Origin of the sequence: Tsuneonella dongtanensis (genome assembly GCF_001698205.1) — a bacterium.
Taxonomy (GTDB): Bacteria; Pseudomonadota; Alphaproteobacteria; order Sphingomonadales; family Sphingomonadaceae; genus Tsuneonella; species Tsuneonella dongtanensis.
Genome location: NZ_CP016591.1, coordinates 1,556,265 through 1,580,301, shown reverse-complemented (window position 1 = coordinate 1,580,301; position 24,037 = coordinate 1,556,265). Strand labels below are relative to the sequence as shown.

Sequence of the window (24,037 nt, the reverse complement as noted above, 5' to 3'; positions counted from 1 at the left end):
GCTCAATCCACGAACGGGTCACGCACGAGGATGGTGTCCTCCCGTTCGGGGCTCGTCGATACGAGCGCGACCGGCGTTTCGATCAGTTCCTGCACCCGCTGGATGTACTTGATCGCCTGGGCCGGCAGGTCCGCCCACGAACGCGCGCCGGCAGTGGTTTCGTGCCAGCCGTCCATTTCCTCGTAGATCGGCTCGACCGCGGCCTGATCCGCGGAATGCGAAGGGAAGTAGTCGAGAATCTTGCCGCGCAGCCGGTAACCAGTGCAGATCTTCACCGTGTCGAACCCGTCGAGCACGTCGAGCTTCGTCAGGGCAATGCCGGTCACGCCCGAGATCGCGCACGACTGGCGCACGAGCACGGCATCAAACCAGCCGCAACGGCGCTTGCGCCCGGTGACGGTGCCAAACTCGTGTCCGCGCTCGCCGAGCCGCTGGCCGGTTTCGTCCTCCAATTCGGTCGGGAAAGGTCCGCTGCCGACACGGGTGGTGTAGGCCTTGACGATGCCGAGCACGAAGCCCGTCGAATTGGGGCCGAGGCCGGAGCCGCTTGCTGCAGTGCCGCTCACCGTGTTCGAGCTGGTCACGAACGGATAGGTCCCATGGTCCACGTCCAGCAGCACACCCTGCGCGCCCTCGAACAGGATGCGCGCACCAGCCTTGCGCACCTTCTTGAGGCGCTTCCAAACCGGCTGCGCGTATTGCAGCACGAAGGGCGCGATCTCGGACAGGTCCGCGAGCAGGCGGTCGCGGTCCACCGGGGGCTCGCCGAACCCAGCGCGCAGCGCGTCGTGATGGGCGCAGAGCCGGTCGAGCTGCGGCTCGAGCTGATCGAGATGCGCCAGATCGCACACCCGGATCGCCCGGCGGCCCACCTTGTCTTCGTACGCCGGGCCGATGCCGCGTCCGGTTGTGCCGATCTTGCCGGAGCCTGCTGCCGTTTCGCGCAAGCCGTCGAGATCGCGGTGGATAGGAAGGATAAGCGGGCAGTTGTCGGCAATCGCGAAATTGTCGGGGTTGATGGTGACCCCCTGCCCCTCGAGCTTCTCGATCTCGGCCTTGAGCGCCCACGGATCGAGCACCACGCCGTTGCCGATGATGCTGAGCGTGCCGGTCACGATTCCGCTGGGCAGGAGGCTGAGCTTGTAGGTGGTGTTGCCGACGACAAGCGTGTGACCGGCGTTGTGCCCACCCTGAAAGCGCACGACGGCATCCGCCCGGCTGGCGAGCCAGTCGACGATCTTGCCCTTGCCTTCATCGCCCCACTGGGCACCGATAACGGTAACGTTGGCCAAAGCCGGTTTCCTCTTTCGTCGCTAGGCGCACCATAAGGGAACGGCGCACGGCGCGGCCCTATGGCATGGCACAGCGCGTTGGGAAACGCCTGTTTGCCCCGGCAGCGGCACTCTGGCAGCGCCACGCATTGAAGGCTGCGACAATTCGCGACTTTGCGGTGTCGCGGAAACGGTGCATCCCGCACGAAAATCGTCGGGAGGGATCGTTGCGGCGTCTGTTCTGGTCCATCGCTGCCTTGGGGCTGGCGGGCGGTACGATTGCCGTGGCCCAGACGGGGCAAGACTTCGCGACAGCCTCTCCAGCCGAGATCGCATTCGGGTCCGATCCGCTCCAGCGGCTCGATTTCTACCCCGCGACAGGACCTGCCGGACCGGCTCCCCTGATACTTTTCGTGCATGGCGGTGGATGGAAGCGAGGCGACAAGCGCAACGCGACCGGCGCATTCAAGGTGCCGCATTTCGGTGCGTCGGGCTATCATTTCGCTTCGACGAACTACAGGCTGGTGCCGTCGGCAACCGTCGAGCAGCAGGCGGCCGACGTCGCGAGCGCACTGGCCGCCTTGCTTGCGCGTGCCGACTCTCTCGGGATCGACCGGCGCAAGGTCGTCCTGATGGGTCACAGCGCAGGCGCTCACCTTGTGGCACTGGTCGCGACCGACCCGCGGTACTTGCGTGCTGCGGGCCTTTCGACCGATGCGGTGGCTGGTGTGATCCCGCTCGACGGCGCGGGCTATGACGTACCTTCCCAGATGGGAGAGAATGCCAGGCTAATGGGCGACACCTATGCCCAGGCGTTCGGGACCGACCCCGCGCGGCAGCGCGCCCTGTCCCCTTCGGCGCACGCGGGTGCGCCCGACGTGTCCGACTGGCTCATTCCGCATGTCGAGCGCGCCGACGCCGCGAGGCAGAGCGAGGGCCTGGCTGCCGCGCTGCAGAAGGCAGGGGTGCGTGCGGAAGTGGTGGCGCTCGAAGGCCGGGGCTTGCGCGGCCACATGGAGATAAACCGTCGGCTCGGCGATCCGGATTACGCCGGGACGAAGCTTGTCGATGCCTGGCTGGCCCGCGTCTTTGACCGGTAGATTGCGCCCGTCCGTTCCTCATGCGCGCCCGGACGCCGTTAGTCCTAATCGTGCGACGCAGCGCAGCATAGTAAAAGTCCGCTTAAGTCCAAGCGTAAGGAAATTACGCAGGGCCGGGGCGATAAGGGGTCGTCCAACACGACATGGTCCACCCGGGATCGGTGGAAGAGGGGTCGCATGAGGGACGAAGTACCGGAAGCGGCCGACTCCGCCGGCGCGGACGACAATACCGAGACGCCCGAAGAGACAGGGTCATCCCCGACGAAGGGCTTGGCGGTATCCTCCCTTGCGCTTGCTGCGGCCGCCTGCGGTGGTGGTGGCGGTGGCGGCGGATCGGGCGGCGGCATTATCGGTGGAATCATCGGCGGCGGCACGCCCGCGCCCACCGTGCTCAAGCCCCAGACCGATGCCGAGGCCGCCCGGTTCATCCTGCACGCCTCGATCGCAGCATCGACCGCGGCGATCGCCGACGTGAAATCGCAAGGCTACGAGCCTTGGCTCAACGCACAGATGAGCCTCGGCAACGACCAGAGCGCAGAGGCCTATTTCATCGCCCGGGGCTACGACGCGGTCGACGCGAACCAGTACTACAACAGCTCCGGCATCGCCGACCGGATGATCTGGAAGCAGCTGATGAACGGCAACAGCGGGGTCCGAAAGCGGGTCGCGCTGGCGCTTTCGGAATTCTTCGTCGTTTCGCTGACCTCGGTAAACATCACCTGGCGCAGCCAAGCGATGGGGTATTACTGGGACACGCTGAACGAGCACGCCTTCGGGAACTTCCGCGACCTGCTCGAGGCGATCACTCTCAACCCGGCCATGGGCGTGTTCCTCAACACGCTGGGCAACCGCAAGGCCGACCCGTCGACGGGCCGCGTGGCCGACGAGAATTTCGGGCGCGAGGTGATGCAGCTTTTCACCATCGGCCTGTTCGAACTCAACCCCGACGGGTCGCTCAAGGGCGGCGGCACCCCGGTGGAAACCTATACCAACGCCGATGTGACCGGGATCGCCAAGGCGTTCACCGGCTACGACTACGACTACACCGGCGTCACCTTCGCCTCTCCCCCTGGCTCGACCGCGCAGATCCAGAGCCCACGCTACGTCCGTCAGCCGATGACCGCCGACCCATCCAAGTGGCGGCGGCCGAGTACGACAAGCCAGCATTCCGACGAGGCGAAGACGTTCCTCGGCACCACCGTGCCGGCCGGAACGTCCGCGGCGGCGACGCTCAAGCAGACGCTCGACACGCTGTTCAATCACCCCAATGTCGGCCCGTTCTTTGCCCGGCAGATGATTCAGCGGCTGGTCACGAGCAATCCCTCGGCGGCCTACGTCCAGCGCGTCGCGGCCGCCTTCGCAAACAACGGCAGCGGCGCCCGCGGTGACCTTCGCGCGGTATTCAAGGCGATCCTGCTGGACGACGAGGCGCTGTCCCCTACCGGCCTGACCGACCTGCGCTTCGGCAAGCTGCGCGAGCCTATCCTGCGCTTCGCCCAGTGGGGCCGGACTTTCGGAGCTGCCTCCGCGAGCGGGGACTGGGCCCTGTCCGACATGTCGGACACTGCCGCACGGCTGGGCCAGTCGCCGCTCCGCTCGCCATCGGTCTTCAACTTCTTCCGGCCGGGATACGTGCCGCTCAACTCGTCAGCCTCCGCTGCCAACCTCCTCGCGCCGGAATTCCAGCTCGTGAACGAGAGCACGGTGGCTTCGTACGTCAACTTCATGGAGCGAACGGTGGACGGAACCGGCGGCTGGATGTCGGACGTCAAGGCGACCTACGCGGGCGAACTGGCGATCGCCCACGACGCACCCGCCCTCCTCGACCGCATCGACCTCTTGCTCACCGGAAAGCAGCTTTCGCAGGGGACCCGGGACACGATCCTGGCGGCGATGCAGGCGGAAACGGTCACCGAGGCATCCGACGAGGCGACCAAGCGACGTCGCATCCATATCGGCGTGCTTCTGGCGATGGCGTCGAACAACTACCTGGTCCAGAAGTAGGGGGCGCGGCAATGTTCATCGGCAAGAGCGACGAGATTTCGCGGCGCGCGTTCCTCCAGCGTACCGGGCACCTGGCGGTAGCCGGGTCCGCCAGCGCCTATGCCCTCGGCCTTGCCGGGATCGGCGAGGCGGCAGCGTTCAGTTCGGCTGGCGGATACAAGGCGCTGGTCTGCGTCTTCCTTTACGGAGGCAACGATTACGCCAACACACTCATCCCTTACGACAACCTCAACTACGGCCGCTATTCGACGATCCGCGGGGGGACGAGCGGGATTGCCCTGTCGCAGTCGAGCCTTGCGAACACTGTCCTGGTCCAGCCCCAGTCGCAGGTACTGACCGACGACATCCGCTATGCGATCGCTCCGACGATGCCCCGGCTCAAGGCGCGGTTCGACGAAGGCAAGATGGCGCCGCTGCTCAACGTCGGCCCGCTGATCGTTCCGCTGACCCGTGCCGAATACAACAGCAGCAACAACGTCAGCTTCCCCAAGCCGCCGAAGCTGTTCTCGCACAACGACCAGCAATCGACCTGGCAGAGTTCCGCGCCCGAGGGATCGGTGACCGGCTGGGGCGGACGGATGGGAGACCTGGCGCTGTCCTCGAACACGAATTCGATGTTCACCGCGATCAACGCGACCGGCAACGCAGTCTTCCTGTCGGGGCGCAACGCCCTGCCCTATCAGGTACAGACCTCCGGCGCGGTGACGATCAGCGGGCTTGGGAGGCGTATATACAACTCATCCGCCGCACAGACCGCTCTTTCCTCCCTGCTGCGTGCGCACAACGGTCATGTCCTCGAGATGGACTACGCCCAGGTTATGGCGCGCTCGATCGAGTTCGGCGGCTTCGTCAACAACGCGCTCGCGACGACCTCGCTCACGACCGATTTCGGTCCTACCACCAACCGTCTCGCTACCCAGATGTCGGTGGTTGCCCGGATGATCGCAGCGCGCAGCGCGCTGGGGGTGACTCGTCAGGTATTTCTCGTCAGCCTTGGCGGGTTCGACCATCACGACGACCTCATCGGCTCGCACGAGGCGCTGCTCGGCCAGGTCGATTTCGCGATGGACGCATTCTACCGGGCGACCGTCGAACTGGGCGTGGCGAACCAGGTGACCACCTTCACCGCCTCGGATTTCGGACGCACGCTGAGCTCCAACGGGGATGGCAGCGACCACGGATGGGGCGGCCACCATTTCATCCTCGGCGGTGCGGTTCAGGGCGGCCGATTCTACGGCCGCGCGCCGAGCGTGTCGGTCACATCCGACGACCAAGTCGGCCAGGGCCGCCTGCTTCCTTCGACGTCCGTCGATCAGTACTCCGCGACCCTTGCCCGGTGGTTCGGAGTCGCCGACAGCGAGCTTTCGAGCATCGCACCCAACATCGGCCGCTTTGCCAGTCCGAATCTCGGCTTCATGGGCTGATAGAGCGCGCCAAAAAGGTCGGGGCGGCAGGTCAATCGACAGCAAGCGCCCACTTGCAGACGCTTACGTAGTTAAGCGGCCGAAGGCGGGTAATTAACCCCTCGTTATCGATTAACCCCAACCTGGGACGTCCGTCGCTTTCGCGTTGCCCCGCGACAGGTTTGTCGCCTTTCTGCTCGCCACGGGAGAATGCTCCCACCGGCTTCCGCACGGAATGGACATGCCGGGTCGCACCAGAGCCATTCATCGTCGGAAGCCGAGCCAGGTTCGGCAGACAAAGGACAATGCGATGATGAGCAGCAGCGAGCAGACGGAGGGCGAACGGCGCTGCGAAGGGCGGTTCTCGCTCGAAGTGACTGCGGCAGTGCGCAAGCGCGGTGCGAGCCAGGTGCCCGCGACGCTCCACGAACTTTCGACCGCTGGATGCCGCATTGGCGGCATGCATCTCATCCCTGATCCCGACGCCGACGTCTTCGTACGGATTCCGGGTCTTGAAAGCCTCACCGCCCGGGTCTGCTGGACAGAGGAAGGACGTAGTGGGCTTATTTTCGAAAGGCGGCTTCATCCCGCCGTCTTCCAGCGGTTGATCTCCTTGCACGGTCACGGCGCGCCGCCTGCGCCGATGCTGTCGTGGACAGCCCCCAGCCGTCCGCAGGACCCGCCGAAAGAGCGCCCCAGCGGCTCGCGACGCGACCAGATCCGGTCGGGTTACGTCGTACCGGACCCTGGCCTGCTCCTCGACAAGCAGCCGATCGAGGGCGGCAAGTCGATCTTCACTTTGGTCCGGAGGAACACGGCACGCATGTCCGATCACCGGCATGAGCCCCGCTATCCCGCTCCGGACGACGCCGAAATGGCGATTGGTCCCGCGGACCGGCCCGCCGAGATTGCCAACATCTCGGGAAGCGGGGTCATGGCGAGTGGGTCCATCGGCCAGGAGATCGGCGAAACACTGGAGGTGCGTTTTGCCGGCTGCCAACCGATCTGGGGCACGATCATCTGGAAGCGCGGCGAGCAGTTCGGGCTGTCGCTGCCGAAGGATTCGATCATGCTTGCCGAAACGGGCTGACACGACCCCAGGCGGGCCGGGTCTCTCCCGCGTCGAGTACGTGGGTACAGCCCAACCGCCTGGGATCCTCTTCGGCATCCAGCGCCTGCAGGGTCCGCCAGCCAATCGCGCGCAGCCGCGCCGCGACTTCTGGATCGTGGCCTAGAGGAAGGAACAGAAGATCGCCCTGCGGGGCGCCCCCGAGGGCGTCCACCAGCGGATCGATGTAGAGCGAGAAACCGGTCGCGGGCTCGTCTCCGCCGGCACGATAGGTGCCGCCGCGCCCCAAGGTGCCGCGCACCCCCTCGGCATAGAGCGTGAAGCCGAACCAGCTCTGGTACTGGAAGCCGTGCCGTTCCGCCGGATCGAGCGTGACGCGCGCTTTGTCGCCCACGCGCGCAGCGATGTCCTTCAGGCCGGCTATCCGCGAGGCGAGCGCGCCGCCCGCATCGATTTCCGCGAGCCTGGAGACCGCATCATCAAACGGCCCCGCGGCATAGAGCAGTGGGAGATAGCTCTCGCCGCCTGCGGCTTTCAGCGCACCGGCGTCCTTCGCATCAAGCTCCCGGCGAACGTCATCGATGCGATCGGCCGCAATCGGCAGGGCTGAGGCGGCCAGCGTGTCGACGAGGTCCGGCAGGGTGAAATCGACCGAGATGCCTGTGGCCCCCGCCGCGCTCAGCGCCTCGATCGCGAGAACCACGATCTCCGCCGCTGCCGCCGCGCTATCGCTGCCGATCAGTTCCGCCCCGATTTGCAGCCGTTCGCGCGCCGGATCGAGCTGATCGCTGGCAATCACCGCAACCTCGCCTGCATAGCACAGCCGCAAGGGCCGCGGGGCGCCTGCCATGCTGGTCGCGGCTATACGCCCGACCTGCACGGTTATGTCGCTCCGCAGCGCCAGTGTGCGCAGCGACGCGGGGTCGACGAAGCGGAACATGCGGCGCGTTGCCACCCCGCTCATCCGCGTTGCCATCGACTTCTCGAACTCGATCAGCGGCGGGATGACCCTGTCGTATCCATGGGCGTCCATGGCATCGAGCGCTGCGCGTCGGGCCCGCGTGAGCGCGCGGGCCGAGGCCGGCAAGCGGTCCTCGAGCCCGATGGGCAGCAGGTCGGCGGTCGGATCGGTCACAGGCGGCGCCCTAGCGCGGTCAGAACTCGAGCGCCATGACGGTCTTCACGCCTTCGAGCTTGCACGCGGCATCGATCACGTTCTTGGGAATGGCCTGGTCGACGCTCAAGAGCAGCACCGCCTCGCCCCCGGCATCGCGGCGGCCGAGGTGGAACGTGCCAATGTTGATCCCGCTCTCGCCCAACAGGGTGCCGATGCGCCCGATGAAACCAGGCGCGTCCTCGTTCACGATGTAGAGCATGTGGCCGGCCAGTTCCGCCTCGATGCCGATGCCGAAAATCTCGACCAGCCGGGCGTTGTCCTGACCGAAGAGCGTACCTGCAACCGAGCGGTCACCGGCATCGGTACCGACGGTGACACGAAGCAGGGTATTGTACGCGCCCTCGCGCTCGTGGCGGATCGAGCGCACGTCCATGCCGCGCTCCTTCGCGAGGTACGGCGCGTTGACCATGTTCACGCTATCCGAATAGCGGCGCATGAAGCCCGCCAGCACCGCTGCCTCGAGTGGCTTGCCGGCGAGCTCGGCTGCGGCACCTTCGCGCTCGATCGAAATCTGCGTGAGGTTTCCGTGGGCGAGCTGGCCGACGAGGCTGCCGAGGTTTTCTGCGAGCTTCATGTAGGGGCGCAGCTTGGGCGCCTCCTCGGCGCTGAGCGACGGCATGTTGAGCGCGTTGGTGACCCCGCCGTTGACGAGGTAGTCGGCCATCTGCTCGGCAACTTGCAGCGCGACGTTGACCTGAGCCTCGGTCGTGGAAGCGCCGAGGTGCGGGGTGCAGATGAAGTTCTTCGTTCCGAACAGCGGCGAATCCTTCGCCGGCTCGACCGCGAAGACGTCGAGGGCGGCGCCCGCGATGTGCCCGCTGTCCAGCAGATCCTTCAGCGCCGCTTCGTCGATCAGACCGCCCCGCGCGCAGTTGACGATGCGCACACCCTTCTTGGTCTTTTCGAGCCGCTCGCGGCTCAGGATGTTGCGGGTCTGGTCGGTCAGCGGGGTATGCAGCGTGATGAAGTCGGCACGGCTGAGGAGCGTTTCGAGGTCGACCTTCTCGATGCCCAGTTCCACAGCGCGCTCCTCGGTCAGGAACGGGTCGTAGGCGACGACCTTCATCCGCAGGCCGAGCGCGCGGCTGGCGACGATCGAGCCGATGTTGCCCGCGCCGATGAGCCCGAGGGTCTTGCCGGTCACTTCGACGCCCATGAAGCCGTTCTTCGGCCACTCGCCCTTCTGCGTCAGCTCGTTGGCCTCGGGAATCTGGCGGGCGAGCGCGAACATCAGCGCGATGGCGTGTTCGGCGGTGGTGATCGAGTTGCCGAACGGGGTGTTCATCACGACCACGCCCTTGCCGCTGGCGTAGGGAATATCGACGTTGTCGACCCCGATCCCGGCGCGGCCGATGACCTTGAGGTTGGTCGCGGCGTCGAGGATTTCCTTCGTCACCTTGGTCGAACTGCGGATGGCGAGGCCATCGTATTCGCCGATGCGGGCGATGAGCTGTTCGGGCGTTTCGCCGGTGATCACGTCGACGTCGCAGCCGCGCTCTTCGAAGATCTTCGCGGCGTTGGGGTCCATCTTGTCGCTGATGAGAACTTTGGGCTTGGCCATCGTCGGCCTCCTTGAATGCAAATGAAAAGACGCGGCGGGCACGGGGCCCGCTCACGCGAAAGTCAGGCTGCAGTCGCCGCGTAGGCCCAGTCGAGCCAGGGCCCGAGCGCCTCGATGTCGGCGGTCTCGACCGTGGCACCGCACCAGATGCGCAGGCCCGCCGGGGCGTCGCGATAGCCCGCGACGTCGTAGGCGGCATCGTGCTCTTCGAGCAGCTTGGCCATCGCCTTGATGCGCGCCTCGTCGGCACCGTCGACCGTCAGGCAGACGCTGGTGTTGGAGCGGCTCGCGGGATCGGCAGCGAGGTGGCCCAGCCATTCGCGGCTCTGCACGATGGCGTCGAGAGCAGCGGCGTTGGCATCTGCCCGGGCCTTCATGGCGGAGAGGCCGCCGAGCGACTTGCCCCACTCGAGCGCGAAGATCGCATCCTCGACCGCGAGCATCGACGGGGTGTTGATCGTCTCGCCCTTGAAGACGCCCTCGGCAAGCTTGCCCTTCGACACGAGGCGGAAGACCTTCGGCAACGGCCATTCGGGAGTATAGCTCTCCAACCGCTCGACCGCGCGAGGGCCGAGTATCAGCACGCCGTGCGCGCCTTCCCCGCCCAGCACCTTCTGCCAGCTAAAGGTCAGCACATCGACCTTGTCCCAGGCGATGTCCTGCGCGAACACCGCGCTGGTCGCATCGGCAATGGTCAGGCCTACGCGGTCGGCGGCGATCCAGTCGCCGTTCGGTACGCGAACACCGGAAGTGGTGCCGTTCCAGGTGAAGATCACGTCGTCGGCGAAATTCACCTCGCCGAGATCGGGAAGCTGGCCGTAGTCGGCGCGGATCACCGTGGGATCGATCTTGAGCTGCTTGACCGCATCGGTCACCCAGCCCTCGCCGAAGCTCTCCCACGCCAGCGTGGTCACGCCGCGCGCACCCAGCATCGTCCACATCGCCATTTCGACCGCGCCGGTGTCCGACCCGGGCACAATGCCGATGCGGTGCGTCTCAGGCACCTCGAGCACTTCGCGGATGAGGTCGATGCAGTACTGCAGGCGCGCCTTGCCGATCTTCGAACGGTGCGAACGCCCGAGCGATTCGGTGGCCAGCTTGTCGGGGGACCAGCCCGGCGGCTTCGCGCAGGGACCGGAAGAGAAATAGGGGCGCGCCGGCTTCAAAGCCGGCAACGGCGGGGTATCAGTCATGTAGTCTCTCCTTGCAGAGAGCACGCGCGGCGTTGGGACCGCGTGGCCCGCCGGCCGCACTAATGTTGCGGCGCAGCAAGTCAAGCGCGCAATCGGATTATCCGGCAAAGCGCCTTTGCGCAGCGTCGGTTCCCCTCTCGCCAAACCAATGTGACGCTCATATGGCCGCGCAATGCAGGTATCCGACCTCCGCATCGCGCTTTTCAGCGGCAATTACGCCATGACGGTCGACGGCGCGAACAAGGCGCTCAATCGCCTAGTCGATTACCTGCTGCGGCAAGGGGCGCAGGTGCGCGTCTATTCGCCGACGATCGAAAAACCGCCGTTCGAACCCAAGGGTGAGCTCGTCAGCCTGCCCTCGATCGCGATACCCGGTCGCAGCGAATATCGGGTGCCGGCCTGGCTCGGCAAACGCGTGCGCGAGGACCTTGCCGCGTTCGACCCGCATGTCGTGCATATCTCCTCGCCGGATTTCGCGGCGCGCGAGGCCGCCAGTTGGGCGCGCGAACGCAACCTGCCGGTTGTTGCCAGCGTCCATACCCGGTTCGAGACCTACCCGCGCTATTACAGGCTCGGTTTCATGGAGCCGGCCGTCGAGGCATGGCTGCGCAAACTCTATCGGCGCTGCGACGCGCTGGTCACCCCTTCGCCCAGCATGATCGACACGCTGCGCGAGCAAAAGATGAACCGGGACATCGGATTGTGGTCTCGCGGGGTCGAACACCAGATATTCAATCCGGAGCGGCGCGACCATGCATGGCGGCGGGAACTGGGGTTTGCCGATGGCGATGTCGTCGTCGGATTCCTCGGACGGCTCGTTCTGGAGAAAGGCCTCGACGTTTTCGGAGACGTCGTCGCCGAGCTCGAACGACGCGAAGTGCCGCACAAGGTGCTGGTCATCGGCGACGGTCCCGCCCGTGCGGCCTTCGAGGACAAGATGCCGACCGCCTGCTTCGTCGGCTTCCAGGGCGGTGCCGATCTCGGCCGCGCGGTCGCCTCGATGGACGTGCTGCTCAACCCCAGCGTGACCGAAACGTTCGGCAACGTCACGCTGGAGGCCATGGCGTGCGGTGTGCCCGTGGTGGCAGCCGACGCGACGGGCGCTGCCAGTCTGGTCGAGGATGGGATCAACGGCTACCTCGTCCCTCCGCGCGACGCCGGGGCCTATGCCGACAGGATAGCCGGATACGTGGCCGACCCGGCACTACGTATCGCCCACGGGCAAGCGGGCGCGGACCGCGCGAAGGCGTTCGAATGGGACGCGATAAACAAGGCGGTCGCCGACACCTATCTGAGGGTGCTGGCGGTGCGAAACGATCTGAAGAGGCGCTAGGTCAGCGCAGCACCCCGTTCGCGCTCTGCCGCCGCGTGTACCAGATCAGCAGCAACGTGATCACGAAGATCACTGCCGTGAAGATCATCGGCGTGGTGGTGTCGGTCATTCCCGGCATCGGGCTCGACAGCTGGTGGAACGTGCCGAGCACGAGGCCGATAAGCGACACGACAAACGCGTGGAATGCGAAGCGGCTGCGCAGCAGGACAAGCAGCGATCCCGCCACCGCGCCCCACACGCCCAGGCCCCAGCCGATGTTCGCCCAGAGCGGCATGGCGTTCATGTATGCGATCGCATCGTCTACCGTGACGCCGACGGGCTCCATCATCGAGGCGAGATAGTCGCGGTTGCCGGTCTTCGACATGATGTAGTCGTAAGCGCCGAAAGTGTTCCACAGCAGCGCCAGCACGCCGACTACCCAGACATGCCATGGCGTTCCCGCCCGCATTGGCCCGGTTTCGATCGTTTCGTCCATAACTGCCCCTCCACAGTTCAGCGACCCGCTGCGGCGTTTCTATCACGCCGCAGCGGGTCCGCCAATCGCGTGCAGGTCAGAGCCGCTCGATGCGCTTGGCCATCTCGTCGATCATGTCGACGATCTCGTTTATCGCGTCCTCGTCGAGACCGCCGCCGCGCGCCTTGTGCTTGAGGACCTGCGCAAGATTGCCCATCGCGCGAAACAGGTGCGGGCTGCGGGTACGCTGCTGGTGTTCGCCGTGCTCGGACAGGCGCTCGAACAGCGCGGAAACCTCGTCCGCCTTGTCGACCAGTTCCTGCTCGCCGGCTGGAGTGATCGCGAACGGTTTCCGCGCGCTGGCGTCGTCGGCCTTCTCCTCGATCACGCCTTCGTCGGCGAGGAGTTGGAGGGTCGGGTAGACAGCACCGGGGCTCGGGGCATAGCCGCCGCCGGTCATCTCCTCGATCGCCTTGATCAGTTCATAGCCGTGACGCGGCTGGTCGGCGATCAGCTTGAGCAGCGCAAGACGCAGCTCGCCCTGCCCGAACATCCGCCGGCGTCGAGCGCGAGGCCCACCGCCGTCACCGCCCCAAGGGCCGTTGGGACCAAATGGCCCGCCGGGCCCCCACGGCCCATTGGCGCCGAACGGGCCGTGCGGCCCGAACGGACCCTCATCGCCCCATCCACGTCCCGCGCTGCGCGCCGCCATCTTGGCGGCGATCGCTGCCTTCATCGCGCGCTTCATGTCGCGTTGAAATCCATGTCGCATCTTAGATCCTTCCTTACGATGCTTCACGATATATCTTAGATGCATCGAAGTTCAACCCCCCTCGCGGTCCGCCGCTTCGTTTCCTACATACGATCGCGATGGCCGACCTATTTCCAGACACCGTTGCGACGACCGCGCCCGGCCTCGACCAGCCCCGCGAGGATGCGCCTCTTGCAGACCGGTTGCGCCCGCGTGCGCTGGACGAGGTCGTGGGACAGGAGCACCTCACCGGCGCCGAGGGCGCCATCGGGCGCATGGTCGCGGCCGGCAGGCTGTCGAGCATGATCCTGTGGGGCCCGCCCGGTACCGGGAAAACGAGCATCGCCCGCCTGCTGGCTGATGCGGTGGGAATGCGCTTTGCCTCGATCAGCGCGGTCTTCAGCGGAGTTGCCGACCTCAAGAAGGCGTTCGCCGAAGCCGACAAGGCCGCGCAGGCGGGCCAACGGACGCTGCTGTTCGTGGACGAGATCCACCGCTTCAATCGCGCGCAGCAGGACGGCTTCCTGCCCTTCGTCGAACGCGGCACCGTCACGCTCGTCGGCGCGACGACCGAGAACCCGAGCTTCGAGCTCAACGCCGCGCTGCTCAGCCGCGCACAGGTGCTCATCCTCCGCCGGCTCGACGCGGCGGCACTGGGCAGCCTGCTCGACAAGGCCGAAGCGCTCGAGGGCCTCCTGCCCCTTACGCCAGATGCGCGCGAGGCGCTGGTCGCGAGCGCGGACGGCGACGGTCGCTTCCTGCTCAACCAGGCCGAAACGCTCTATGCAGCGCAAATCCCGGCTCCGCTCGACCCGGGCGAGCTCGGCAAGTTCCTGCAGCGCCGCGTCGCAGTCTACGACAAGGACCGGGAGGGGCACTACAACCTCATTTCCGCGTGGCACAAAGCGCTGCGCGGGTCCGATCCCGACGCGGCGCTATATTACATGGCGCGGATGCTGGTGGCGGGCGAGGAGCCGCTGTTCGTGCTGCGGCGCCTGGTCCGCGCGGCGAGCGAGGACATCGGCCTCGCCGATCCGCAGGCGCTGGTCCAGTGCCTCGCCGCGAAAGACGCCTACGAGTTTCTCGGCAGCCCCGAGGGCGAACTGGCGATCGTTCAGGCCTGCCTCTATTGCGCCACCGCGCCCAAATCGAACGCGGCCTACATGGCCTTCAAGTCCTCGTGGCGCAGCGCGAAGGAAACCGGCAGCCTGATGCCGCCAGCGCACATCCTCAACGCGCCGACCAAGCTGATGAAGGATGTCGGCTACGGCAAGGGATATGCCTACGACCACGATGCGGACGAAGGATTCTCCGGCGCGGACTATTGGCCAGAGGAGATCCGGCGGCAGCAGTTCTACACCCCGGTCGAGCGCGGCTTCGAGCGCGAAGTGAGGAAGCGCCTCGAATATTGGGCCAGGCTGCGCGCCGAGCGCGAGCAGGAATGAGGCCGGGGCGCTTCAGGCACTTCCTGGCGATCGACTGGTCGGGCGCGGCCGGCGAGCGCCAGAAGGGCATCGCACTCGCACTGGCGCACCTCGATGGCGGTCCGCCGGTCCTGGTCAATCCGGGTCGAGGCTGGTCGCGAACCGACGTGCTTGCCATCCTGACCGAAGACCTTCCCCCCGACACGCTCGTCGGGATGGACCTCGGGATCGCGCTGCCTTTCGCCGATGCGGGCGGGTACTTTCCGGGATGGGCCGCAAGTCCACCCGACGCGCGGAGCCTGTGGCGGCTGATCGACGAGACCTGCGCCGCCGACGACCATCTCGCCGCGTCCGGCTTCGTGCGCCATCCAGAGGCTTCGCGCTTCTTCCGGCATTCCGCCGAGCACGTCGGCGACCGGTTCCATCTCGCCGACGCGCCCACTCGCGAGGGCCGCTTCCGGCGGAGCGAGCACGCCCAGCGCGCGCAGGGCGTTCGCCCGGTGAGCAATTTCAACCTCATTGGCGCCGCGCAGGTCGGCAAGTCGAGCCTGACCGGCATGCGCATGCTGCACCGGCTTCGGGGACGGGTGCCGGTCTGGCCGGTCGACCCGCTGCCGGAGAGCGGGTCGGTGATCGTGGAGATGTACACCTCGATCGCCGCGCGCGGTGCAGGCGTGCGCAAGGGCGCTAGCAAGATCCGCACGTTCGAGGACCTCGGCGAAAGGCTCGCCGAACTTGGCTCTCCTCCCGTTGCAGGGACCGGCCCGATCGACGACCACTCGTCCGACGCGTTGGTTACCGCGGCCTGGCTGCGTTCGGTTGCCCATCGCCCTGAGTACTGGAGCCCGGCGGGCCTCACTCCCGACATCGCCCGCACCGAGGGCTGGACATTCGGCGCGCTCTGATCGAAAGGCGCGTTTCCGGGAGCCGGCTTAGCACAGTGGTAGTGCAGCGGTTTTGTAAACCGAAGGTCGGGGGTTCAAATCCCTCAGCCGGCACCAGTTTCGACTGCACAAAACCATCCGGGGGATGGTTTTGGGTCGAAACTCCCGAGCGACAGCGAAGGGCGAGGTCAAGTGCGCCCCACCATGTCCTCAGGCCGGACCAGCCGGTCGAAGTCTTCCGCGCTTACGCCCGCTTCCAACGCCGCTTCGCGCAGGGTGCTGCCCGACTTGTGCGCAGCCTTGGCGATGGCCGCCGCGCGGTCGTAGCCGATCTCGGGCGCGAGCGCGGTGACCAGCATCAGGCTGTTTTCCACCCCGCGCGCGATGCTCTCGCGCCTCGGCTCGAGACCCTTCAGCAGGTTCTCGGTGAAGCTCGCCGCCGCGTCGCCGAGCAGGCGCACCGAGCGCAGGAAGTTCCACGCCATGACCGGGCGATAGACGTTGAGTTCGAACTGCCCCTGCGACCCGGCGAAGGTCAGCGCGGCGTGGTTGCCGAAGACCTCGACGCAGACCTGGGTCAGCGCCTCGACCTGCGTCGGGTTGACCTTGCCCGGCATGATCGAACTGCCCGGCTCGTTCTCGGGCAGCGCCAGCTCCCCTAGCCCCGCCCTCGGCCCCGAACCGAGCAGGCGGATGTCGCTGGCGATCTTGTAGAGGCTCGCCGCGAGCGCGTTCAGCGCGCCGTGCGCGAACACCAGCGCGTCCTGCGCGGCGAGCGCGGCGAATTTGTTGGGCGCGGTGACGAACGGCAGCCCGGTGATCGCGGCGATCTTCGCGGCGACAGTTTCCGCGAAGCCATCGGGCGCATTGAGCCCGGTGCCCACGGCGGTGCCGCCCTGCGCCAGCTCGTAGAGGCCCGGCAGCGCCAGCTCGATCCGCGCGATCGCCGCCTCGACCTGCGCCGCATAGCCCGAGAATTCCTGTCCCAGCGTCAGCGGGGTCGCATCCTGAGTATGCGTGCGCCCGATCTTGACGATGTCGTCCCACCCGGCCGCCTTGGCCGCCAGCTCGGCGTGCATCGCCTTCAATGCTGGGAGCAGGTGCCGCACCACCTCCCCCGCCGCCGCGACGGTGATCGCGCTCGGGAACGTGTCGTTCGAGCTCTGCGACATGTTGACGTGGTCGTTGGGATGGACCGGCGCCTTCGAACCCAGTTCGCCGCCGAGCATCTGGATCGCCCGGTTGGCGATCACCTCGTTGGCGTTCATGTTCGACTGGGTGCCCGATCCGGTCTGCCAGACGACCAGCGGGAATTCGCCGTCGAGCTTGCCGTCGATGACTTCCTGCGCCGCCGCGACGATCGCTTCGGCCAGCCTGCCGTCGAGCACCCCGAGCTCGCGATTGGCCTCCGCCGCGGCGCGCTTGATCACCCCCAGCGCGCGGATCAGCGGCAGAGGCATGGTCTCGCCGCCGATGCGGAAGTTCTGCAGGCTACGCTGCGTCTGCGCGCCCCAGAGGTGGTCGGCGGGCACCTCGATGGGGCCAAAGGTGTCGGTTTCGGTGCGGGTGGTCATGGGCCGGTTCTGGGCCCGAGAAAGCCGGGGCGCAAGGCGGCGAAAGGCGACACGAAGTACACACCTAAATCGCACCGGCGCTGCCGTGCGCGGCGTCAAGGTCGGCGTGAAACTGGCGGCCGCGATCATGATCCGCTGCTCCGTTCGAAAAAAAGCGAAGCAAGACCTGTATGCACTATCAGGAGCGTAGGAAAATGGTTTCGGCAGGGCACAAGCGGTGCTCACCGGCACATCTCGAACTGCCGCCAAAACATGCTCGGGCTGAGCGGCGGTGGTGCAGAGTCGGTAACGGCAGCGGGGGTCTGGTCAAACCCTTGGTGATGAGTGCGGAGAATGAACGGAAAGCAGCCAGACCGCTAACGACCCCATTGCGGACGTTCGAAACTGATCGAGCGCCCGCCACGTGAGATCAAGCTGCCGGCTCGTCCATTCTATTGCATGGTTTGGAGCCTCGTTGGACTCCGAACGCTGGACCGACCAAGGTTAGGCTCGCCGTAATAGCGGGGAAGGGGAAAACGGTTAGACATTGTCCGACAGAGCCGTACACTTTGTTCGGGCCGCGAATCGACGGTTGGGCCGTCGTCGTGGATGCAACGCCTTGCGGTCGCAAGATGTATCGCAGAGATCTTTGAGCTTGTTTTCGGACGATTGGTCGGACTCATTGAAGGGGTTTTCGACATGCGTTCAATTTTCGTCACCTGCCTCGCAGCGGCATCTGCAATCGCAATGCCCGCCCAAGCGCAAACATTCACCTTCGATGCTGTAGCGAAAACTCCGACGACGGTTGGCACGACCGGTCCGGACGGGGTACCTGTTGCCGGTTCATATTGGACAGGATCAACTAATACAGTTTGGGCAGACGGCAAAAAGACTGCTGAGACCTACACCTGCATCAGCACAACTCAGCCGCCAAATGACGCCATCTTTCATATGCACGCGATTTGCGACGCGACCAGTCCCGCAGGCGCATATACCTCGGTCTGGGGGTGCAATTTTCAGGATAAAGAACGCACCATGATGGGCTGCGTTGGCGGGCTCTACGGCAAGACCGGTATGTACGCTGGCAAGGGGGGCGGAATTACATATGCGGGCAAAGTCGCAGGGGGAAGCGGCACGGGACAATGGCGCAAGTAAGGGCTAGCTGCACGTTCTTGGGGGGCGCCCTGGCTTGGGCGCCCTCTAATTACTTGGCTCAGCTTTAAGCCGCCGCCGCGATCGGAATCTGTCCGCTTTCCACCCCATGGCAGACGTTCGATCTCATCCGAGCCGCGTCTGAAAGCCGACTGGCAGCTTCTGCCCTTGATCCGAGAAAAACGGTCGGACAGCAAACGACCCCATTGCGGACGTTGGTCCACCCGCACTACGCGTAGGTAATGACGAAGGAATATGTTCTCGACGGTGCCAAGATTACTTCGCTTGAAACCTTTTACGACCAAGTCAGCAGCGTGCTCATTCCCGATGCGGATTGGGGGCGCAACCTCGACGCATTCAACGACATACTGCGCGGGGGCTTTGGCACTCCGGCAGATGGTTTCGTTCTTCGATGGACCCATTCTGCCGCGTCGCGTGCCAACCTTGGCTATCCTGAAACTGCGAGACAACTCGAGAAACGGCTGAGGCGCTGTCATCCCGCTTACCGAGATACCGTGAAAGCGGACCTGAGACGCGCGCAGCAGGGCGTGGGAGCTACTGTCTTCGACTGGCTTGTAGAGATCATCCGTGTCCATGGCGGTGACGGCGAAGAAGCAAAAGACGGCGTCCATCTTCTGCTAGAGTGACGTCCGTTTTCCACCCCAAAAGTAGACGTCCCGACCACCCGCGTTATCACCCGATAACAGCCGTAGGCCTGACCGCCCCTCACCCCCGCCCGCGATACCCCTGCACGCCCTGTTCGGGCACCCATAGCCCCTCGGGCGGCGTGCCGGTTTGCCAGAAAACGTCGATTGGGATGCCGCCGCGCGGGTACCAGTAGCCGCCGATGCGCAGCCAGCGGGGCTTCATCTCCTCGGCGAGGCGCTGGCCGATGCCGACGGTGACGTCCTCGTGGAAACCGCAGTGGTTGCGGAAGGAGCCGAGAAACAGCTTGAGGCTCTTCGATTCGACGATGGTCTCGCCCGGCGCGTAGTCGATCACCAGGTGCGCGAAGTCGGGCTGGCCGGTGACCGGGCACAGCGAGGTGAACTCGGGCGCGGCGAAACGGACGAGGTAGAGCATGCCCGCGCGCGGGTTGGGCACGTAGTCGAGCACCGCCTCTTGCGGAGAAGCAGGCAGCGCGCTCGTCTGGCCGAGGTGCATGGTTGCAGGTGTGTCGCTCATGCCGCGCATCTGACGGGAATCGCGCTTCATCGCAAGGCGGCGGTGGACTCGGGCAATTCAGTGCCTATTCAGCGCTTCCCACGCTTTGGACGCGGCACCGGGAGCCATGAGACACTTCGGACCAGTCAGCCTGTTCGCGCTTGCCGTCGGCATTCTTGCCGCGCCCGGCCTTGCGCAGGACGCGGCTCCGACGCCGACCCCGGCGCCGGGCGGTTTTCGCCTGCCGACCAACCCGACGCCCACGCCCACCGACATCCAGGGCCCGGTCGATCCCGACGCACCGATCCTGACGCGCCCTCGCACGCCGACGCCTACCCCGACGCCGCGCGCCACCGCCGCACCGGCTCCGACCCCCGCGCCGGCCGCGACGCCGACCCAGCGCGCGATCCTGCCGCCGCGCAGCAGCACGCTGCCCCCGCGATTCACGCCTCCTGCCGCCGCCGATTCGCCTGCCGCGGAGGCCATTGCCGATAGCCCGGCACCGTTTCCCTCGGCGGCGCCCGGAGCCGAGCCGAGCGTGCTCCCGCCGGTGTCCCCGGGCGCCGAGAGCGCCGCGAGCCCTGCGGCAAGCGACGCTCCGGTCGATGAGGGAACCCCCGGCTGGCTCTTTGCGCTGGTCGGCTTGCTGGCCCTTGCGGTGCTCGGCGCGGGCGCTTTCTTCCTGCGCCGGCGCTCCGGAGTCAGCAGCAGCGTCGCGGTGCCGGTTATCGAGAAGCCGCGAATTTCGGGCGGCCAGGGCGCATCGCCGCCCGCTCCGGCAATTGGCGGGCCACCGCTGATAATCGAGGCGAAGGTGCGCCAGCTTGCCCGCAGCGTGATGTTCGCGACGCTCACCTACGATGTGCGCGTGACCAACCGGGGCGCGCATCCGCTCGAGAACGTGAGCTTCGGCGGCGACTTCGTCACCGCGCACGCCCGCGTCCCGGCCGACCAGCAGCTGGCCGACCCTTCGGTGGCGCTCACCCCGGTCCAGTCCCTGACGAAGCTCGACCCGGGCGAAAGCGCGTCGTTCTCCGGCGAGTTCCGCCTGCCGGTGAGCGAGATACGGCCGATCCCGCACGGCACGGCGGTGGTCTACGTTCCGCTGCTCAGGGTGCGCGCGGAAGCCGACGGGATGGAACCGATCGCGCGCACCTTCATCGTCGGCCTCAAGTCGCCCGGGGCCAGCCAGCGCCTGCAGCCCTTCCGGCTCGACGAGATGCCCCAGACCTATCACGCGGTCGGCCAGAAGGCGCTCGACTAGGCGCGAATAGCCGCTGGCTAAGCCGCGGCGCGGCGGCTAGCCTGCGCGCCATGGACAGCCTTGTTACGACCGAATGGCTGGCGCGCGAGCTGGATGGCGGCACCATCGTCGTGCTCGACGCCTCGGCCCACGCCACCCAGCCCGATCGCGATGCCCGCGCAGAGTTTCTCGCCGGGCACATTCCCGGCGCGCGCTTCCTCGACCTTGGGACGTTCAAGGACGCCGGATCGAGCGTGCCAAACGCCCTCCCCACGCACGAGCAGGTCGCGGCCCGCCTCGCCTCGCTCGGAGTGTCACCGGACAGCCGGGTGGTCCTGTACGACGACAGCGCGGTGAAGACCTCCGCGCGCGCGTGGTTCATCCTGCACATGAACGGCGTGGCCGATGTGGCCATCCTTGACGGCGGGCTGGCAAAGTGGAAGGCGGAAGGTCGGCCGCTCGAAGCCGGGGAGACCGTATGCGACGGCTGCACGCCCGGGCCGATCGCCGGCGACTGGAGCCGGGTCCGCTCGAAGGACCAGGTCCTCGCGAATATCGATACCCGCGCCGAGCAGGTGATCGACGCCCGCGATGCGGGCCGCTTCACCGGCGAAACGGTCGATGCCGTCCACGGGCTTCCGGGCGGACACATTCCCGGCGCGTGCAACCTGTTCTTCCGCGATCTCTACAATGCCGACGGCACGTTCCGCTCCGAAGACGAACTGCGCGCGCTGTTCGAGCGCGCGGGCGTCGATCTCGACCGTCCGATCGTCACTTCCTGCGGCAGCGGGGTGACCGCCTCGGTGCTGCTCTTCGCGCTGCACCGGCTGGGCGTCGAAGACGCCGCGCTCTACGACGGCAGCTGGAGCGAATGGGGCGCCGATCCCTCCACCCCCAAGGAGACGGGGGCCGCCGCCTGACCATGGCCAAAGGGGGCAAGGACCGCGCGGCCGGGACGCGGCTCGTCACCGGTGGACGGCGCAGCGAATGGACGGGAGCCGCGGTGAATCCGCCGGTCTGGCGTACAAGCACCCATCTTTACGAAAGCAGCGCCGACCTCGCCGCGGGACGGCCGAATGCGGACGGCCACTTTTATTACGGTCGTCGCGGCACTCCGACCCAGTGGGCGCTCGCCGATGCGCTGACCGAGCTGGAGCCGGGGGCCGAGGGCACCGTGCTTTACCCGAGCGGGGTGGCGGCGATCGCGGGCGCGCTGCTCACCGTGCTCAAGCCAGGCGACGTCCTGCTCGTCACCGACAACGCCTACGAGCCGACGCGCAATCTAGCGAACGGCTTCCTCAAGCGCTTCGGCATCGAGACGCGGTTCTTCGATCCGCTGGACCTCGACGCGTACGCCGCGCTCTTCTGCGAACGTACTTCGGCGGTCATGCTCGAGAGCCCCGGCAGCCTGACGATGGAAGTCTCCGACGTCCCCGCCCTCGCCCGCATCGCACGCGAGCGGGGCGCGGCCAGCGTGATCGACAACACCTGGGCGAGCGCACTGGGATTCCCGGCGCTGGCGCACGGCTGCGACATTTCCGTGATGAGCCTGACCAAGCACGTCGGCGGCCATTCGGACCTGATGATGGGCTCGGCGAGCGCGGGAGCGGAATGGCACGCCCGCCTGCGGCTCTGCGCCCAGCAGCTCGGCAACGTCGTCTCGCCGGACGATGCATCGCTCGCCTTGCGGGGCCTGAGGACGATGGGGGTGCGGCTGGCGCACTCGACGGCCGCTGCACTCAAGATCGCGACCTGGCTGGAAGCGCGAGCGGAAGTCGCCCGTGTCCTGTGTCCGATGCTGCCCGGCGCGCCGGGTCACGACCTGTGGGCGCGCGATTTCACCGGCGGGTGCGGCCTGTTCAGCGTGGTCCTCGCCAAAGGAGGCATCGAGGCCCGCGCGCGCTTCGTCGACGCGCTCGAGCTGTTCGGGATCGGCTATAGCTGGGGCGGCTACGAAAGCCTCGTGGTCCCGTTCGAGGCGAAGAGGACCATCACCCGCGTCCCGGACGCCGATTTGGCAAGCGGGGACGGCGCCGCTATCAGGTTCTCGGTGGGCCTAGAGGACCCGGACGATCTCATCGCGGACCTCGAACAGGCCTTCGCCGCGATGGAGAATTGATGACCGCTACCCCGCTGCCGACCGAGACCGCAACCGACACTCCGGCCGACGCCGCAACGGGAGCAATCGACGCGGTGGCCACCGCCGCTGCACCCGCGCCTTCGCCCTCGCCGTCTCCGGAGCCCGCGGTCAAGGCAGCCGAGGGCATCAAGGAAGTCGTCGCCGAGAAAGGCGGCACCGCGGCCGGCGTGGTCGAAACGCTCGACGAGATCGCCATCGACCTCGGCTCGTTCCACGTCTCGCTGTGGGACGCGATCGTGTTCCTGTCGGTCCTTGTCGGCATCTACCTCGTCGCGTTTTTCCTCAGCCGCTTCGCGCGGCGGCTGCTGCGCCGGCTGACCCGGTTCGACGAGACCCAGCGCCTGCTGGCAGAGAAGCTCATCACCATCGCCGTCTGGGCGATCGCCATCCTGCTGGGCATCGACATCCTCGGGATCGACCTCACCGCGCTCGCGGTTTTCTCGGGCGCCTTCGGCCTCGCCATCGGCTTCGGGCTGCAAAAGACCTTCGGCAACCTGATCGCAGGGATAATCCTGCTGATGGACCGGTCGATCAAGCCCGGCGACGTCATCGCGATCGCCGACCAGGCGGGCAACTCGACCTTCGGACAGATCCGCAAGATCGGCATCCGCGCCGTCTCGCTCACCACGCGCGACCAGAAGGAATACCTGATCCCGAACGAGAACCTGATGGTCAATCAGGTCGAGAACTGGTCCTATTCCAGCCGCAACGTCAGGGTACAGGTGCCCGTCGGAGTATCGTATAACTGCGACCTCGAAGTTGCCGAGAAGCTGATGCTCGAGGCGGCACGGGGAGCGACCCGCGTCCTGACGAGCCCGCCGCCGACCGTATGGCTCGATGCGTACGGGGACAGCTCGGTCAACTTCATCATCCACTGCTGGATCAACGATCCCGAGGAGGGCGTCGGCAACGTGAAGTCCGACGTGCTCAAGCGATTGTGGAAGCTGTTTGCCGACAACGACGTCGAGATTCCCTTCCCCCAGCGCGACATCAACCTGCGCGATAACGCGCAATTCCAGCAACTCGTCGCGGCGATATCGCAGCGGCTGGAGAAACCCGACCCGCGGGAAGACTAGCTTCGCGGGCGGCAAACGCAGATTTCAAAATCGCGCCTTCCCCGTTTGACAGGCAATCTGACTGGCGGTCGCCAGGCCGCAGGCG

At 66.4% G+C, this 24,037-nt stretch carries 21 protein-coding genes and 1 tRNA gene; 14 read left to right on the top strand and 8 right to left on the bottom strand.

Features of this window, described 5'->3' with window-relative positions; genetic code table 11:
- Positions 1–2: 2 nt before the first annotated feature.
- The gene (locus tag A6F68_RS07625; RefSeq protein WP_067678136.1) at positions 3–1,292 is read right to left on the bottom strand and encodes an adenylosuccinate synthase; all 1,290 of its coding nucleotides are present in this window, start codon (positions 1,290–1,292) and stop codon (positions 3–5) included.
- A 206-nt stretch (positions 1,293–1,498) separates the two neighbouring features.
- On the opposite strand from A6F68_RS07625, the gene A6F68_RS07620 reads away from it, so the two are divergent.
- The 4 genes from A6F68_RS07620 (at position 1,499) to A6F68_RS07605 (ending at position 6,868) form a co-directional block, all read left to right on the top strand.
- Positions 1,499–2,371 carry an alpha/beta hydrolase gene (locus tag A6F68_RS07620; protein ID WP_418368980.1) on the top strand — a complete coding sequence of 291 codons (873 nt, stop codon included), beginning with the start codon at positions 1,499–1,501 and terminating at the stop codon, positions 2,369–2,371.
- Between the two features lie 177 nt (positions 2,372–2,548).
- Entirely contained in the window at positions 2,549–4,375 is a 1,827-nt protein-coding gene (locus A6F68_RS07615; protein ID WP_067678133.1) for a DUF1800 domain-containing protein, read from the top strand.
- 11 nt (positions 4,376–4,386) lie between these two features.
- The gene (locus A6F68_RS07610; protein WP_067678130.1) at positions 4,387–5,799 is read left to right on the top strand and encodes a DUF1501 domain-containing protein; all 1,413 of its coding nucleotides are present in this window, start codon (positions 4,387–4,389) and stop codon (positions 5,797–5,799) included.
- 289 nt (positions 5,800–6,088) lie between these two features.
- Positions 6,089–6,868, top strand: a complete 780-nt coding sequence (locus tag A6F68_RS07605; RefSeq protein ID WP_157096686.1) for a PilZ domain-containing protein — start codon at positions 6,089–6,091, stop codon at positions 6,866–6,868.
- On the opposite strand, the gene A6F68_RS07600 is transcribed toward A6F68_RS07605, so the two are convergent.
- The 3 genes from A6F68_RS07600 to A6F68_RS07590 all read right to left on the bottom strand — a co-directional run bounded on the left by A6F68_RS07600 (position 6,846) and on the right by A6F68_RS07590 (position 10,778).
- Entirely contained in the window at positions 6,846–7,982 is a 1,137-nt protein-coding gene (locus tag A6F68_RS07600; RefSeq protein ID WP_067678124.1) for an ATP phosphoribosyltransferase regulatory subunit, read from the bottom strand. The genes A6F68_RS07605 and A6F68_RS07600 overlap by 23 nt on opposite strands.
- 19 nt (positions 7,983–8,001) lie before the next feature.
- On the bottom strand, positions 8,002–9,585 hold the full coding sequence (gene serA / locus A6F68_RS07595; RefSeq protein ID WP_067678121.1) for a phosphoglycerate dehydrogenase: 1,584 nt from the start codon (positions 9,583–9,585) through the stop codon (positions 8,002–8,004).
- Between the two features lie 62 nt (positions 9,586–9,647).
- Positions 9,648–10,778, bottom strand: coding sequence for a phosphoserine transaminase (locus A6F68_RS07590; protein ID WP_067678118.1), 1,131 nt, complete (start codon positions 10,776–10,778; stop codon positions 9,648–9,650).
- 172 nt (positions 10,779–10,950) lie between these two features.
- Here A6F68_RS07590 and A6F68_RS07585 point away from each other — a divergent pair, with 172 nt between their 5' ends.
- Positions 10,951–12,111 (top strand): glycosyltransferase family 4 protein, encoded by a 1,161-nt coding sequence (locus A6F68_RS07585; protein ID WP_067678116.1) that lies wholly within the window; start codon positions 10,951–10,953, stop codon positions 12,109–12,111.
- Position 12,112: 1 nt separating this feature from the next.
- Here the strand turns inward: A6F68_RS07585 and A6F68_RS07580 are convergent, their stop codons facing one another.
- Positions 12,113–12,586, bottom strand: coding sequence for a hypothetical protein (locus A6F68_RS07580; protein ID WP_232308094.1), 474 nt, complete (start codon positions 12,584–12,586; stop codon positions 12,113–12,115).
- Positions 12,587–12,662: 76 nt separating this feature from the next.
- A complete protein-coding gene (locus A6F68_RS07575) occupies positions 12,663–13,313 on the bottom strand; it encodes a PadR family transcriptional regulator (RefSeq protein WP_232308093.1) in 651 nt (216 codons plus the stop codon).
- Between the two features lie 122 nt (positions 13,314–13,435).
- Between A6F68_RS07575 and A6F68_RS07570 the strand changes: the two genes are divergently transcribed.
- The 3 genes from A6F68_RS07570 to A6F68_RS07560 all read left to right on the top strand — a co-directional run bounded on the left by A6F68_RS07570 (position 13,436) and on the right by A6F68_RS07560 (position 15,741).
- Positions 13,436–14,761, top strand: coding sequence for a replication-associated recombination protein A (locus A6F68_RS07570; protein WP_067678113.1), 1,326 nt, complete (start codon positions 13,436–13,438; stop codon positions 14,759–14,761).
- Positions 14,758–15,645 carry a hypothetical protein gene (locus A6F68_RS07565; RefSeq protein WP_067678110.1) on the top strand — a complete coding sequence of 296 codons (888 nt, stop codon included), beginning with the start codon at positions 14,758–14,760 and terminating at the stop codon, positions 15,643–15,645. Before A6F68_RS07570 ends, A6F68_RS07565 begins: the two co-directional genes overlap by 4 nt.
- Positions 15,646–15,666: 21 nt before the next feature.
- A tRNA-Thr gene (locus A6F68_RS07560) sits at positions 15,667–15,741 on the top strand.
- A gap of 71 nt (positions 15,742–15,812) precedes the next feature.
- Here A6F68_RS07560 and fumC read toward each other — a convergent pair.
- Positions 15,813–17,198 (bottom strand): class II fumarate hydratase, encoded by a 1,386-nt coding sequence (gene fumC, locus A6F68_RS07555; RefSeq protein WP_067678105.1) that lies wholly within the window; start codon positions 17,196–17,198, stop codon positions 15,813–15,815.
- Between the two features lie 678 nt (positions 17,199–17,876).
- Here fumC and A6F68_RS15010 point away from each other — a divergent pair.
- Positions 17,877–18,332, top strand: a complete 456-nt coding sequence (locus tag A6F68_RS15010; RefSeq protein WP_157096685.1) for a hypothetical protein — start codon at positions 17,877–17,879, stop codon at positions 18,330–18,332.
- A 239-nt stretch (positions 18,333–18,571) separates the two neighbouring features.
- On the top strand, positions 18,572–18,976 hold the full coding sequence (locus tag A6F68_RS07545) for a barstar family protein (RefSeq protein ID WP_067678099.1): 405 nt from the start codon (positions 18,572–18,574) through the stop codon (positions 18,974–18,976).
- A 79-nt stretch (positions 18,977–19,055) separates the two neighbouring features.
- Here A6F68_RS07545 and queF read toward each other — a convergent pair whose 3' ends face one another.
- Complete coding sequence (queF, locus tag A6F68_RS07540; RefSeq protein WP_067682276.1) at positions 19,056–19,514, bottom strand: preQ(1) synthase; 459 nt, start codon at positions 19,512–19,514, stop codon at positions 19,056–19,058.
- Between the two features lie 106 nt (positions 19,515–19,620).
- Here queF and A6F68_RS07535 point away from each other — a divergent pair, with 106 nt between their 5' ends.
- Genes A6F68_RS07535 through A6F68_RS07520 form a run of 4 tightly spaced genes read left to right on the top strand, consistent with a single transcriptional unit; the run spans position 19,621 to position 23,952 of the window.
- Complete coding sequence (locus A6F68_RS07535) at positions 19,621–20,757, top strand: hypothetical protein (protein ID WP_067678096.1); 1,137 nt, start codon at positions 19,621–19,623, stop codon at positions 20,755–20,757.
- 50 nt (positions 20,758–20,807) lie between these two features.
- On the top strand, positions 20,808–21,656 hold the full coding sequence (gene sseA, locus A6F68_RS07530; RefSeq protein ID WP_067678093.1) for a 3-mercaptopyruvate sulfurtransferase: 849 nt from the start codon (positions 20,808–20,810) through the stop codon (positions 21,654–21,656).
- A gap of 2 nt (positions 21,657–21,658) precedes the next feature.
- A complete protein-coding gene (gene metC, locus A6F68_RS07525) occupies positions 21,659–22,855 on the top strand; it encodes a cystathionine beta-lyase (protein ID WP_067678090.1) in 1,197 nt (398 codons plus the stop codon).
- Positions 22,855–23,952, top strand: a complete 1,098-nt coding sequence (locus tag A6F68_RS07520; RefSeq protein WP_067678082.1) for a mechanosensitive ion channel family protein — start codon at positions 22,855–22,857, stop codon at positions 23,950–23,952. The genes metC and A6F68_RS07520 overlap by 1 nt, the downstream gene beginning before the upstream one ends.
- Positions 23,953–24,037: the final 85 nt, after the last annotated feature.

Excerpts from the sequence above, each read along its gene's own strand:
- metC (WP_067678090.1), top strand. The coding sequence starts at position 21,659 with ATGGCCAAAGGGGGCAAGGACCGCGCGGCCGGGACGCGGCTCGTCACC.
- sseA (WP_067678093.1), top strand. The coding sequence starts at position 20,808 with ATGGACAGCCTTGTTACGACCGAATGGCTGGCGCGCGAGCTGGATGGC.
- serA (WP_067678121.1), bottom strand. The coding sequence starts at position 9,585 with ATGGCCAAGCCCAAAGTTCTCATCAGCGACAAGATGGACCCCAACGCC.
- A6F68_RS07535 (WP_067678096.1), top strand. The coding sequence starts at position 19,621 with ATGAGACACTTCGGACCAGTCAGCCTGTTCGCGCTTGCCGTCGGCATT.
- A6F68_RS07610 (WP_067678130.1), top strand. The coding sequence starts at position 4,387 with ATGTTCATCGGCAAGAGCGACGAGATTTCGCGGCGCGCGTTCCTCCAG.
- A6F68_RS07580 (WP_232308094.1), bottom strand. The coding sequence starts at position 12,586 with ATGGACGAAACGATCGAAACCGGGCCAATGCGGGCGGGAACGCCATGG.
- A6F68_RS07605 (WP_157096686.1), top strand. The coding sequence starts at position 6,089 with ATGATGAGCAGCAGCGAGCAGACGGAGGGCGAACGGCGCTGCGAAGGG.
- fumC (WP_067678105.1), bottom strand. The coding sequence starts at position 17,198 with ATGACCACCCGCACCGAAACCGACACCTTTGGCCCCATCGAGGTGCCC.
- A6F68_RS07590 (WP_067678118.1), bottom strand. The coding sequence starts at position 10,778 with ATGACTGATACCCCGCCGTTGCCGGCTTTGAAGCCGGCGCGCCCCTAT.
- A6F68_RS07585 (WP_067678116.1), top strand. The coding sequence starts at position 10,951 with ATGCAGGTATCCGACCTCCGCATCGCGCTTTTCAGCGGCAATTACGCC.
- A6F68_RS07565 (WP_067678110.1), top strand. The coding sequence starts at position 14,758 with ATGAGGCCGGGGCGCTTCAGGCACTTCCTGGCGATCGACTGGTCGGGC.
- A6F68_RS07575 (WP_232308093.1), bottom strand. The coding sequence starts at position 13,313 with ATGAAGCGCGCGATGAAGGCAGCGATCGCCGCCAAGATGGCGGCGCGC.
- A6F68_RS15010 (WP_157096685.1), top strand. The coding sequence starts at position 17,877 with ATGCGTTCAATTTTCGTCACCTGCCTCGCAGCGGCATCTGCAATCGCA.
- A6F68_RS07570 (WP_067678113.1), top strand. The coding sequence starts at position 13,436 with ATGGCCGACCTATTTCCAGACACCGTTGCGACGACCGCGCCCGGCCTC.
- A6F68_RS07615 (WP_067678133.1), top strand. The coding sequence starts at position 2,549 with ATGAGGGACGAAGTACCGGAAGCGGCCGACTCCGCCGGCGCGGACGAC.
- queF (WP_067682276.1), bottom strand. The coding sequence starts at position 19,514 with ATGAGCGACACACCTGCAACCATGCACCTCGGCCAGACGAGCGCGCTG.
- A6F68_RS07520 (WP_067678082.1), top strand. The coding sequence starts at position 22,855 with ATGACCGCTACCCCGCTGCCGACCGAGACCGCAACCGACACTCCGGCC.
- A6F68_RS07545 (WP_067678099.1), top strand. The coding sequence starts at position 18,572 with ATGACGAAGGAATATGTTCTCGACGGTGCCAAGATTACTTCGCTTGAA.